An 11,238-nucleotide genomic window follows, 5' to 3' on the forward strand; every position below is an offset into this window, starting at 1 on the left:
GAGGGCGATGACCGATGAAAAGGCCGACTTCCAGACCTTCCCGCCCGTGCCCAGGGTGGTCACGGTGGCCGGCACCGCGCTGGAACTGACGCCGATCCGGCTGGGCGAGTTGCCGCGACTGCTGGCCGCGGTGCGGCCCCTCGCCGCCGATCTCTCGGCCGAGCCGGATTGGTTCGACCTCTTGGCCCGACATGGCGAGGCCGTGCTGGAGCTGCTGGCCATCACCACCCGGCGCGAGCGGGCGTGGGTGAACGATCTGTCGCTGGAGGAGGCCGTGACGCTCGCGGCAGCAGTGTTCGAGGTGAACGCGGATTTTTTCGTGCGGCGGGTGGCGCCGGCGATCCAGGGCGCGGCGCAGCGGCTGGCGCCGATCCTCTCGGCTGGGACGATGCCGTCGCCCGGCTCGTCGCCGCCGGCCACCGCCACGCCGAGGTGATGGGCTACACGCTCACGCAAGTGCGCGGCTTGCTGGCCGCCCACGAGCGACAGGAGCGCCGGCAGCACGCCTTGCGGCTGGCCTTGCACGCGGTGGCGGCCCAGGGCGACCGCTCGGCCATCGAGCGGCTGCAGCGCGAGTTGTGGGAGGACGTGCGGCCATGAAACTGACGCTGGCCACCTCCGGACTGCTCGATCCGAGTCGGCTCTCGGCCTGGAGCGCGGAACGCCGGCGGGCGATCCACGCGGCGGTGGCCAAGGGGATGGCGGTAGGCGGCCGCGAGGTGCGCGAGGCCGCCCGCGCCCAGATGCGCAGCGCCTTCGAGGTGCGGCGCGCGAGCTTCGTCGCCTCGCTGCAAGCCAAGGTGTTCGACAAGAAGCCCGAGCGGCTGCCCGCGCTGTGGGTGGGCAGCCGCATCCCCTGGCTGGGCATCCACACCCAGGGCGGCACCGTGAGCGGCAATCTGCTGATCCCGCTGCTGCCGGGACGGATCGGCCCCAAGCGCTTCCGTCAGGTCATCGACGGCCTGATGCGCTCGGGCAACGCCTTCTTCGTCGAGAAGAACGGGCGCGTGCTGCTGATGGCCGAGAACATCCGGGAGAACGCCGCGCAGCTTGGCCGCTTCAAGCGCGCCGAGCGCGAGCGCAGCGGCGTCAAGCGCCTGCAGCGCGGCCAGGAGATCCCGATCGCCGTGCTGGTGCGGCGGGTGGATCTGAAGCGCCGCTTGGACCTCGCCGCCGGGGTGCAACGGGCGTTGCCGGCACTGGCGCGGGCGATTCAACAAGAACTGGACAAAGTCTGATGGCAAGCAACCGCGCCCAAATCCTCATCCGCGCCGTCGACGAGACGCGCGGTGCCTTCGACGCGGTCAAGCGGGGCCTGGGCGGCTTGGCTGATGCCGCCCGCAGCGTCAACGGCGTACTCGCCGGGCTCGGAGTGGCCCTGTCGGCCGCGGGCCTCGGGGCCATGGTCAAGTCGGCGCTGGAGTCGGCCGATGCGCTCAACAAGCTCTCGCAGCGCGTGGGCATCACGGTGGAGTCGCTCTCCACCCTGGTGCCGGCGGCGGAACTGTCCGGTGTCTCGGCGCAGACCTTCGAGACCGGGCTCAAGAAGCTCGCCACCGCGATGCTCGAGGCGGCCACGGGCTCGGAGGAGTCCGCCCGGCGCTTTGCGGCACTCGGCGTGGCGTTCCAGGACCAGGACGGCCGGCTTCGCGCGACCGACGCGGTGCTGCTCGATCTGGCCGATCGTTTCCAGGCCATGCCCGACGGCGCGCAGAAGTCGGCGCTGGCGGTGCAGTTGTTCGGCAAGAGCGGCTCCGAACTCATCCCCTTCCTGAACCAGGGGCGCGAAGGCATCGCGGCATTGACCGGCGAGATGCAAGCGCTGGGCGTGCAGATCGGCGGCGACACCGCCGCGCAGGCCGAGGCGTTCAACGACGCCTTGGCCAAGGTCAAGCTCGCCACCACCAGCATCGCCAACCGGGTGATCGAGGCCTTCCTGCCGGCGATGAACGAGATGGCGGGCGGCATGGTCGAGTCGGCCAAGCAGGGCGGGACCTTGCGCGCGATCCTGGACGGCATCGTGCTGGTGCTCAAGACCCTGGCGCTCGGGGCGGCCACCGTCGGCAAGGCCTTCGTCGCCCTGGGTGAGGCGATCGGCGCCGGCATGGCCGCGGCGGTCGAGGCCCTGCGCGGCAACACCGCCGGGGCCAAGGCCATCATCGGCGACCTCAAAGGCAGCCTGATCAAACGACTCGATGAGCTGGCCGAGTTCCGGGACAGCCTGTTCGACCCCAAGCCCATCGAGGTGCAGGCGCCCAAGGTGCAGGCCGACCCGGCGTTGCTGCAACGGCTCACGGCTCCGGGCAAGACCCGCGACACGGCGAGCGCCCGGGCTGCGTGGATGCAGGCCCGGCTCGACGCCGAGTTCACCCTGCTCAAAGACGGCTTGCGCCGCCAACAAACCGCGCTCGACGCCGCGCTCGAAGACCGGCTCGTTTCCCTGCGCGACTACTACGCACGCAAGACCGCGCTGGAGCAGCAGGAGATCGACGCCGAGATCGCCCGCACGCAGCAGGCGCTGGCACGCAGCCGGCAGCTGGCATCCGGCGGCAAGAGCGAGGAGGAGCGCCTGCGCGGCAAGGCCGAGGTCGCCAGGCTCGAGGCCGAGCTGATCGCGCTCAACAACAAGCGCGCCGACGTCGAGCAGAGCAACGCCCGCGCCGCGGCCAAGGCCGAGCGCGAGCTGGCCGATGCGCTGGCCGCCGCGCGCGAGGAACTGGCCAGGCTCACCGGCACCGACACGGCGCAGGACCGGCGCGCCGCGATCGAGCGCGGCTACCGCGATCTGCGCGCGCGCCTGCTGGCCGAGAGCGATGCCGACGGCGTTTCGCTCATCGACCGGCTGATCGACGTCAAGGCCGCGCAGGCCAACCTCGAGGCGCTCGAAGCGCAGTGGCGGCAGGTCACCGAGCGGCTGCGCAACGCGCAGGAGGGCATCCAGATCCAGCAGCAGGCCGGGCTGCTCACCGAAGCCCAGGCGCGGCAGCAGATCGTGGCCTTGCAGCGCGACTCCGCCGCCGAGATGGCGCGCCTGCTGCCCGCGATGGAGCAGGCCGCGCAGGCCATCGGGCCGGAAGCCGTGCTGCGCGTGGCGGCATGGCGCAACGAGCTTACGCGCACGCGGCTGGTCACCGATGAACTCGCCCCGGTGTGGAACCGCATCGGCGAGGCGTTCGGGCAGGCCGTGCAGGGGATCGTCAGCGGCGCGCAATCCCTGCGCGAGGCGCTCTCCAACATCTTCCGCAGCATCGCGGACGCCTTCTTGCAAGAGATGGTGCTCAAGCCCTTCCAGCAGTGGGTGGCGATGCAGGCGCGCATGCTCGCCATCAAGCTGGGCTTGCTCCAGCAGGAGCAGGCTGCCGAGAACGCCGCGGCCGCGCAGTCGGTGGCCACCAAGCAGGCGGAAGCCGCCGCCAAGGTCAGCGCCAACGCCGCCGAAGCCGGATCCGGGGCGGCGGCCTCGCAGGCGGCGATTCCGGTGGTCGGCCCGGGGCTAGCCATCGCCGCGATGGTGGCGATGGTGGCCGCCGTCATGGCGCTCTTGGGCAACATCAAGAAGTTCGCCGCCGGCGGCTACGTCACCGGCCCCGGCACTTCGACCTCAGATTCCATCCCGGCGCGGCTGTCCGCCGGCGAGTACGTGGTGCGCACGGCGGCCGTGCAGCGCGTGGGCGTGGCGTTCCTGGATGCGATCAACGGCCTGCGCACCCCGCCGACCTGGGACGGGCAGCGCCTGGCCTTCGCCGCCGGCGGCCTGGTACCGCAGGTGAACGTGCCGCCCGCGCAGCCGCAGGTAAGCCAGTCGGTGCGCATCGTCAACGCCATCGATCCGGGCGTCACCCACGACCACCTGCAAACGCCCGCCGGCGAGCGGGTGATCCTCAACATCATCGGGCGCAACGCGCGCGCGGTGCGCGCTGCCCTCCAGGGATAAGCCATGGCCTTGCTCTTCATCGACGGCTTCGACCACTACGACCCGCAGACACTGGACGCCTTCGGCGATCCGTGGCTGGCGCGCGGCAAGGCGGCGTATCTCTCGCCGCAGGCCACGCGCATCCCCGGCCGGCGGCCCTCGTCCTACGCCTTGCGTCTGCCGGCAGGCAGCGGCGGCGGGTATGTGAAGAACCTCGATGCGACCAAGACCAGCCTGATCGTCGGCGCGGCCATCCGCGTGGCGCCTTTCGAGAACACCGGCTTCGAGCCGGTGCTGCTGGGTGTACGCGATGCGTCGGCACAGATAACGCACTTGGTCAAGATCGGCGAGGACGGGCGACTCAAGCTCTACCGCCGGCAGTCCGGCTATGACACGCTGCTCTCGACCTCGCTGGTGACCGCCCCAGCGCGCGGCTGGCATTACGTCGAGCTGAAAGTCGTGCAGGGAACCGGCAGCGGAACGCTCGACGTGCGCGTCAACGGCATCCTCGCCATCCAGCTCACCGCGCAGAACACGCTGCAAGGCGGAGGGCCGTTGCTCACTGCGTTCGTCGGCGCCGTGCCGGGTGAGCCATGCCCGGTCACGGTCGATGTGGACGACCTCTATCTGGCCGACACCTCCGGCACGCTCAACACCACCTTCCTGGGCGATGTGCGGGTCGATGCGCTCCAACCCCAGGCCGACGGGGCACTCAACCAGTGGACGGTCGAAGGCGCGGCATCGGCCTGGCAGGCGGTGAGCGACGGCGACGAGGCAACCGGCATCCGTGCGGCCACGGCCGGCCTGCGCCAGAGCTTCGATGTCGCGCCGCTGCCGGCCATGAGCAGCCCGGCGATCCACGGTGTGCAGGTGACGATGCTGGCGCGCAAGACCGACGCGGGCTCAGGCAAGGTCAAGGGGCTGGTGGTCAGTGGTGCGCAAAGCGCCGTCAGCACCGACATCGTCCTGCAAGAGCAACTGGCCTGGCACACGGCGCTCATCGAGCGCAACCCGAACGGCAACGTGCAGTGGACGGAAGCCGCCTTCAATGCCGCCGAGTTCGGCGTGGAGTCGGCATGACCGAGCGCCTCGTCGCCGAGCAGATCTCGGAGCTGGGCAGCGCGCCAGTGCCTGGCAGCGGGCTGGCCGCCTTGCAGGGCGAGGTCATTTCCCGCGCGAGTTTCGGCGCGGGCGTCACCACACTCTCGCCAGAGACGGCTTCATCCCCGCTTCCGCCTGGTCTTGCGGCCCGCCTGCTGGCGGAATCCTTGGCCGGCTCCTGGCCGCCCATCGAGGCGCCGGCGTTGTGGATCGAAGTGTTGCGCCGGGATACGGCATCGAGCGCCCTTGTTGCCACCGGCATGGAGGTCTTTGGCGACCAGCCTTGGCCGGACGCCCCGCGCGGCGTGTTTGCCTTCCGCCACGACTGGGCCGAGCCTTTGGTCGAACGCTTGGAATGGCAGACGGCCGTCACGCGGCTGGCCAGTGGCAACGAATCGCGCCACGCTCTCCGCCGCGTGCCTCGGCGGCTGCTCACCTACCAGGTTGGCCACGCCCGGCAGGCCGATGCCCTGGTGGCCGACTGGCTGGCCGACCATCTCGGTCAAAAGGCGCTGTGGCCGCTGCCGCAGTACGCGGTGCCGTTGACCGCCGCCTGTGCGCGCGGAGCGGAGGCGCTGCCCGTCACCGCCACGGACGCCGCCCGCTTCGGGCCGCTGGCGGCTGATCTGCGCCTGCGCTTCTACGGCGTGCGAGGCTGGGACGGCGACGAGCGCTGGATCCTGATCATCGCTCTTGACGGCTGGCAGATCGCCCAACTCAGCGATGTGGAAAGCGATCTGCTGTGGCTCACGCAGCCCTTGGCGCGCGCCGCAGCCGTGGGCAGCACCGTCATGCCCCTGGTGTGGGGCAAGGCCCTCGAGCCGGCGGATCTCACCCAGTGGGTACCGGGCATGGCGGGCGGCAGCGTCCACGCCCAGCTTCAGCCCGCGCCGCCGCCCGACCCGGATTTCCTGGGCGACCCCTGGCTCGACGGCCTGCCGGTCTGGCCCGACGGGAACTGGCGCGAGGATCCGGCCGCCACCGCGCAGGCGACGATCACGCGCCAGGACCTCTCCCCCGCCGATCCGTGGGTGCGCCGCGACGACCCGTGGCCGGCGACGACCTTCCAGCGGCGCTATCTGGCGGCCGGCGCAGAGGAGATCGAACGCTGGCGGGCGCGGCTGTGGCGCACGCAAGGCCGCCTTGCGTCCTTCTGGCTGCCCGATGGGCTGGCGCCGGTGCTGCGGGTGACGGCAGAGGCCGATCCGGAGGACGGTTTCCTGCGGGTGACGGGCGAGGAGATCTCGGCCTTCTGGCACCGCCCGGCGGGCGTGCTGATCCTGTACCCGGACGGCAGCCGGCAGCACGCGCTGACCGCGACCTGCCACCGCGATCAGGGCGGCGTGCTGGTGCTGCGCTCGGGGCTGGACGCGCCGGCGCCTGCCGGCAGCCGCGTGGTGCGGCTTGCACGCTGCCGCCTCGACCACGACGCCGTCGAGTTGCACTGGCACACCCCCACGCTGGTCGAGATTGCCATCACCGCGCGTCAACTGCCGGAGCCACGCGGCAATGACCGCGTCCTCTATGTCGGTTACTGACCATGAGCGAAACGACACTTTCCGAACTCGAGCTCTACGCCTTCGCCAGCACCAGCGCGCAGTTCCACCTGACGCCGCACGAGTTCGACGTCGATCTCGACGGTACGGTGTACGTGAGCACGCCCATCGAGCGCAACGCGCTGGCGCTGGGCGCCGAGGCCGCCAAATCCGCACTGGAACTCAAGCTGCCACCGACCTGCGATCTGGTGCGCCATCTGCTGGCGGCTTCGCTGACCGGGGAGGCCACCTCGATCACCCTGCGCATCGCCCGGCGTGGCACCTGGGGCGACTACTGGTGGGTGTCGGGCACGCGCTGGATGGGGCGGGTGCTGGGCGTCGAAGTCGCCGACGATGGGGCACGCGTGCGCTGCGAGTCCGCGCAGGTGAGCCTCAAGCGCATCGGCTTGCGGCGGCTCTACAGCCGCACGTGTTCTCATGTGCTGTATTCGGCGGCCTGCGGTGCCTCACCGATCACGGCCAGCGCCATCGTGAGCAACAGCACGGGCCGCAGCGTCGATCTCGATGGCGGTGTGCCCGGCAGCGTCAGTGGCGGCCTGGCCGGCGGCTGGCTGCAAACACCGGAAGGTGCGCGCCACATGATCGTCAATGACTACGGTGGCGGCGTCGAGTTGCTCTATCCGGTCGCCATTGAAGCCGGTACCGAGGTTCTGCTGACGGTCGGCTGCGATCACAGCACGGCCACGTGCGAGTCGCGCTTCGGCAACCTCGAAAACTTCGGTGGCTTCCCGTTCATTCCAACGAAAAACCCATTCAGCGGCACGCCGATCTTCTGATCCCAAAACGCAGCGTTTCGGCGAAGGCTCATGTCGGCGCAGCCGACGTGAAGCCGCGCAGCGGCGGCCGAAGCCACAACTACGGCGGATTCCCCGCCATCCCGAGCAAAAACCCGTTCTCGACGGGCGTGTTCTGAATCCCTGGAGACCGCGCCATGTGGTACCTCGTCGTCATCGTGGTGGCAGCCGTGGTCTCGGCCGCCCTCGCGCCGAAACCGCCCGAACCCAAACCTGCGTCGCTGTCCGACGTCGATGCCCCCACCGCCGAGGAAGGCCGACCCATCCCGGTCGTGTTCGGCACGGTGCTCATCCGGGGCGCCAACGTCGTGTGGTACGGCGATCTGGAGGCCGAGCCGATCAAGAAGAAAGGCGGCAAGAAATGAGCGGCGAGGTGATCGTCACCATCGATGATGTGCGCGCCGCGGGTCTGTGCGTGCACGGCACGCGCGCGTGGTTTGCGCGGCATGGACTGGACTTTCGCGCCTTCCTCCGCGATGGCATCACTGCGGAGGTGCTGCTGGCCACGGGTGATGCGATGGCGCTTCGCGTGGTCGAGCACGCCAGCCATCGACCCAGCCAACGGGAGCAAAGCTGATGGGTGGCCGCAGCAAGAAGCAAACCGTCGGCTACCGCTACCGCATGGGCCTGCACCTGGTGCTGTGCCAGGGGCCGGTGGATGCGGTGCAGGAAATCCAGATGGGCGACCGTACCGCGTGGGGTGATGCCGACCGCGCGCCGCTGGCAAGCGGCCACGGGCTCGCCAGTCTCTGGATCGACAAGCCCACGCTGTTTGGCGGCGACGAGCGCGAAGGCGGTGTGGTCGGCACCATCGATGTGTTGTCTGGCCATGCCGGACAAGGCCGCAACGACTACCTGATGAGCCGCCTAGGGCCCTCCATTCCGGCCTTTCGTGGCGTGCTGTCCTTGGTGGCACGCAAGATCCTCTTCGCGGCCAACAACCCGTATATCAAGCCGTGGGCCGTGCGCGTGCGGCGCTTCACGGCGGGGTGGTTCAATGCGCCGTGGATGGAGTGGAACGCCGAAGTTCGCACCTGGGATGAGGACGAAGGACGCGAGATCAGCGTCGGCATGAACCCGGCCCACATCCTGGTGCAGTGCCTGACCGACCCGCACTGGGGCATGGGCTATCCGCAGAGCAGCATCGGCGGGAGTTTCTGGAACGCAGCGTGGGCCCTGTCGAGCGAAGGCTTCGGACTCAACTTGATCTGGACGCGCCAGCAGCCCATCGAGGCCTTCATCGCGCAGGTGCTCGACCACATCGGCGGCATCCTCTACATCGACCCGGAGCAAGGCACGTTCGAGCTGAAACTGCTGCGCGACGACTACTGGATCGACAGCCTGCCGCAGCTGGGTCCGGATGAGATCGTGCGCATGGAGCGCTTCGAGCGCGCGCAGTGGGGGGAACTGCCCAACGAGATCACCGTGGTCTACACCGACTGGGCCACTGGCAAAGAGGCCACGGTCACGGTCGAGAACCTGGCCGCGATCCAGCTTCAGGGCGGCGTGATCAACCAGCGCCGCGACTATCCCGGCGTCAATTACGGGCCGCTGGCCGCCAGGCTCGCGCTGCGCGACCTGCGCGCGCTGGGCTCGCCGCTGGCGCGCATGACGCTCACCATCGCCCCGACTGCGCTGGAGCGCCCGCCCTTGCCGGGCGATGTGTTCCTGCTGCACTGGCCGCGCCTCGGCATCGAGCGCATGGTGGTGCGCGTGACCGGCATCGACACCGGCGCCCTGGGCGCGGCCGAATGGCGCATCGAGGCGGTGGAAGATGTGTTCGGGATGAGCAACACCGTGCTCTCGCCCCCGCCGCCGCCCGTCGAGGAGCCGCCGCTGGACGCGCTGCCCCCGGCCCTGGTGCTGGCCGTCGAGGTGCCGTACTGGGAACTGGCCCGGCGCTTGAACCGTGCCGAGCTGGACTACCTGACCGACACCGACACCTACGTCGGCGCGCTGGCCGTCGCCGGTGGTACCGGGCAGTTGAACTGGCAACTGGCGACCGGGGCCGCCAGCGGCGATCTCGCGCCCGTGGTTGGGGAGGACTATGCGCCGCTGCTCACGCTCGATGCCGCACTGCCGGTGAGCGAAGCCGATGCCATCGGCGTGCCGGTGACCGCTGTCAGCCAGCCGCAGCGCCTGGCCGTGGGCGACTACGCCTACCTGGTCGATGCCACCGGCCAGATCCGGGAAGCCGTGGCGATCCTCGCCTTCGACGCCAACGCGGGCACGGTCGATCTCGCCCGCGGGGTGCTCGACACCACGCCGCAGGCGCACGCCGCCGGCACGCGGCTCATCGGCGTGGGCGAATGGCTCGCCGCCGAGACCACCGAGCGCGCTCCTGGCGAATCTGTGTTTGTCGCGGCCATTCCGCGCACCTCCACCGACCAGGGCGATGCCGTGCTCGCCGCCAACGGCCAGCCGCTGGTGCTGACCGGCCGCCAGGCGCGGCCGTACCCGCCGGGGCGCATCCGGATCAACGGCCAGCGCGAGCCCGCCGTGGCCGCCGGCGACCTGACCCTCACCTGGGCGCACCGCGACCGCACCCAGCAGACCGCCTACCTGGTCCAGCAGGACGAGGGCGACATCGGCCCCGAGCCCGGCACCACCTACACCGTGCGCCTACGCGACCGCAACGGCACCCTCGTGCGCACCCAAAGCGGCCTCTCCGGCACCACCTGGACCTGGGGCGTGGCCAGCAGCGCGACCGACGCTGGCCCTGCGGGCGATACCGTCACCGTCGAGATCGAGGCCGAGCGCGACGGCTTGAGCAGCTGGCAGGCGCAAACGCGCACCACCGAGCGCGCCGGCTACGGCCTGCGCTGGGGGCAGTTCTGGGGCGGGGTGTGATGGAGTCGCCCATCGACCTGCATCCCCAGCCGCGCATCGACGTGCACATGCTCACGCTCGATGAGCCGGCTGCGTGGCGCGAAGCATGTCTTGCCAGCCTCGAAGGCGCGCCGATCCGTCTGCACGTGCTGCCGGGCATTCCGGGTCGGATCGGTGAGGCGCGCGCAGCTGGCTACCGGCGAGGGAATTTGTCGCTGCTGTCCTTCGTCGATCCCGACGATCTCTATGAGGCCAGCGCCTTCACGCAGTTGGCCGATGCGCTCGATGCGTGTCCCTCGGCGGTGCTGGCCTATACCGACGAGGCGCTGATGGACGAGCAAGGCCGAGACGTCGGCGTGCGGCGACTGGCCTACAGCGCCTTCCAGCACGCCCACTCGGCCAGCCATGTGCACGGCCTGATCGTGATGCGCCGCGCTGCGGTCGAGGCCGTGCTCGCCGTCACCACCGACATCCACCCCATGGCCGACTGGCTGTTGACCCGGCTGGTGGCCCAGAGCGGCGGCGTGCTGCACCTGCCCATCGTCGGGCGGCGCTGGCGGCAGCACCCACGGCAAGTCCATCGCACCGCAGACCCGACTGTCGTGCGGCGTATCCGGCAAACGATCGACCAAGCCACGAATCCCTGGAGATAGACCATGCCATCGACCGATCCGAACCTGGGCCTTGCCTACGGCTGGACGCTGGGCGAGTCCGGCTGGCACACCGGCATGGACGCCAACCTCAAGCGCCTGGGCGCCATCGTCGGCCTGTCCGTGAAGGACCGCGACCTGGCCACCCCGCCGGCGAGCCCCGCCGAGGGCAATCGCTACATCGTACCGGCCGGCGCCACCGGCGCCTGGGCCGGCAAGGCCGACCAGATCGCGGTGCGCATTGGAGGTGCCTGGGAGTACCACGTGCCCCAGGTCGGCTGGCTTTGCTACATCGAGGACGAGGCCAAGCTCGCCGTCTTCAAGCCCACCGGCTGGAGCGCTGGCATCGCCATCTGACCCTCACACCGATCCGTCACCCCTGGACCCGCCTTGGT

At 70.2% G+C, this 11,238-nt stretch carries 12 protein-coding genes; all 12 read left to right on the forward strand.

What is annotated here, in order from left to right:
- The first annotated feature begins 7 nt into the window (after positions 1-7).
- The 12 genes from EL388_RS12060 to EL388_RS12110 all read left to right on the forward strand — a co-directional run bounded on the left by EL388_RS12060 (position 8) and on the right by EL388_RS12110 (position 11,200).
- Complete coding sequence (locus EL388_RS12060; protein ID WP_126463643.1) at positions 8-436, forward strand: DUF6631 family protein; 429 nt, start codon at positions 8-10, stop codon at positions 434-436.
- Positions 436-600 carry a hypothetical protein gene (locus EL388_RS13985; protein WP_165919148.1) on the forward strand — a complete coding sequence of 55 codons (165 nt, stop codon included), beginning with the start codon at positions 436-438 and terminating at the stop codon, positions 598-600. The genes EL388_RS12060 and EL388_RS13985 overlap by 1 nt, the downstream gene beginning before the upstream one ends.
- Entirely contained in the window at positions 597-1,238 is a 642-nt protein-coding gene (locus EL388_RS12065; RefSeq protein WP_126463644.1) for a DUF6441 family protein, read from the forward strand. The genes EL388_RS13985 and EL388_RS12065 overlap by 4 nt, the downstream gene beginning before the upstream one ends.
- Positions 1,238-3,934 (forward strand): phage tail protein, encoded by a 2,697-nt coding sequence (locus EL388_RS12070; RefSeq protein ID WP_126463645.1) that lies wholly within the window; start codon positions 1,238-1,240, stop codon positions 3,932-3,934. Before EL388_RS12065 ends, EL388_RS12070 begins: the two co-directional genes overlap by 1 nt.
- Positions 3,935-3,937: 3 nt before the next feature.
- Entirely contained in the window at positions 3,938-4,993 is a 1,056-nt protein-coding gene (locus EL388_RS12075) for a hypothetical protein (protein ID WP_126463646.1), read from the forward strand.
- Entirely contained in the window at positions 4,990-6,552 is a 1,563-nt protein-coding gene (locus EL388_RS12080) for a hypothetical protein (RefSeq protein WP_126463647.1), read from the forward strand. Before EL388_RS12075 ends, EL388_RS12080 begins: the two co-directional genes overlap by 4 nt.
- A gap of 2 nt (positions 6,553-6,554) precedes the next feature.
- Positions 6,555-7,346, forward strand: coding sequence for a DUF2163 domain-containing protein (locus EL388_RS12085; protein ID WP_126463648.1), 792 nt, complete (start codon positions 6,555-6,557; stop codon positions 7,344-7,346).
- A gap of 155 nt (positions 7,347-7,501) precedes the next feature.
- Positions 7,502-7,729, forward strand: a complete 228-nt coding sequence (locus tag EL388_RS12090; protein ID WP_009518226.1) for a hypothetical protein — start codon at positions 7,502-7,504, stop codon at positions 7,727-7,729.
- Positions 7,726-7,941: a hypothetical protein gene (locus EL388_RS12095; RefSeq protein WP_009518225.1), complete on the forward strand. Its 216-nt coding sequence runs from the start codon at positions 7,726-7,728 to the stop codon at positions 7,939-7,941. The genes EL388_RS12090 and EL388_RS12095 overlap by 4 nt, the downstream gene beginning before the upstream one ends.
- A complete protein-coding gene (locus EL388_RS12100) occupies positions 7,941-10,214 on the forward strand; it encodes a phage tail protein (protein WP_126463649.1) in 2,274 nt (757 codons plus the stop codon). Before EL388_RS12095 ends, EL388_RS12100 begins: the two co-directional genes overlap by 1 nt.
- Positions 10,214-10,846 carry a glycosyltransferase family protein gene (locus EL388_RS12105; RefSeq protein WP_126463650.1) on the forward strand — a complete coding sequence of 211 codons (633 nt, stop codon included), beginning with the start codon at positions 10,214-10,216 and terminating at the stop codon, positions 10,844-10,846. Before EL388_RS12100 ends, EL388_RS12105 begins: the two co-directional genes overlap by 1 nt.
- A gap of 3 nt (positions 10,847-10,849) precedes the next feature.
- Entirely contained in the window at positions 10,850-11,200 is a 351-nt protein-coding gene (locus tag EL388_RS12110; protein WP_126463651.1) for a DUF2793 domain-containing protein, read from the forward strand.
- The last annotated feature ends 38 nt before the right edge of the window (positions 11,201-11,238 follow it).

The organism is Sulfuritortus calidifontis, assembly GCF_003967275.1.
Taxonomy (GTDB): Bacteria; Pseudomonadota; Gammaproteobacteria; order Burkholderiales; family Thiobacillaceae; genus Sulfuritortus; species Sulfuritortus calidifontis.

What these genes read in the sequence shown, in the direction of transcription:
- EL388_RS12060 (WP_126463643.1), top strand. Translation starts at nt 8, where the DNA reads ATGACCGATGAAAAGGCCGACTTCCAGACCTTCCCGCCCGTGCCCAGG.
- EL388_RS13985 (WP_165919148.1), top strand. Translation starts at nt 436, where the DNA reads ATGGGCTACACGCTCACGCAAGTGCGCGGCTTGCTGGCCGCCCACGAG.
- EL388_RS12075 (WP_126463646.1), top strand. Translation starts at nt 3,938, where the DNA reads ATGGCCTTGCTCTTCATCGACGGCTTCGACCACTACGACCCGCAGACA.
- EL388_RS12105 (WP_126463650.1), top strand. Translation starts at nt 10,214, where the DNA reads ATGGAGTCGCCCATCGACCTGCATCCCCAGCCGCGCATCGACGTGCAC.
- EL388_RS12100 (WP_126463649.1), top strand. Translation starts at nt 7,941, where the DNA reads ATGGGTGGCCGCAGCAAGAAGCAAACCGTCGGCTACCGCTACCGCATG.
- EL388_RS12090 (WP_009518226.1), top strand. Translation starts at nt 7,502, where the DNA reads ATGTGGTACCTCGTCGTCATCGTGGTGGCAGCCGTGGTCTCGGCCGCC.
- EL388_RS12070 (WP_126463645.1), top strand. Translation starts at nt 1,238, where the DNA reads ATGGCAAGCAACCGCGCCCAAATCCTCATCCGCGCCGTCGACGAGACG.
- EL388_RS12080 (WP_126463647.1), top strand. Translation starts at nt 4,990, where the DNA reads ATGACCGAGCGCCTCGTCGCCGAGCAGATCTCGGAGCTGGGCAGCGCG.
- EL388_RS12095 (WP_009518225.1), top strand. Translation starts at nt 7,726, where the DNA reads ATGAGCGGCGAGGTGATCGTCACCATCGATGATGTGCGCGCCGCGGGT.
- EL388_RS12085 (WP_126463648.1), top strand. Translation starts at nt 6,555, where the DNA reads ATGAGCGAAACGACACTTTCCGAACTCGAGCTCTACGCCTTCGCCAGC.
- EL388_RS12110 (WP_126463651.1), top strand. Translation starts at nt 10,850, where the DNA reads ATGCCATCGACCGATCCGAACCTGGGCCTTGCCTACGGCTGGACGCTG.
- EL388_RS12065 (WP_126463644.1), top strand. Translation starts at nt 597, where the DNA reads ATGAAACTGACGCTGGCCACCTCCGGACTGCTCGATCCGAGTCGGCTC.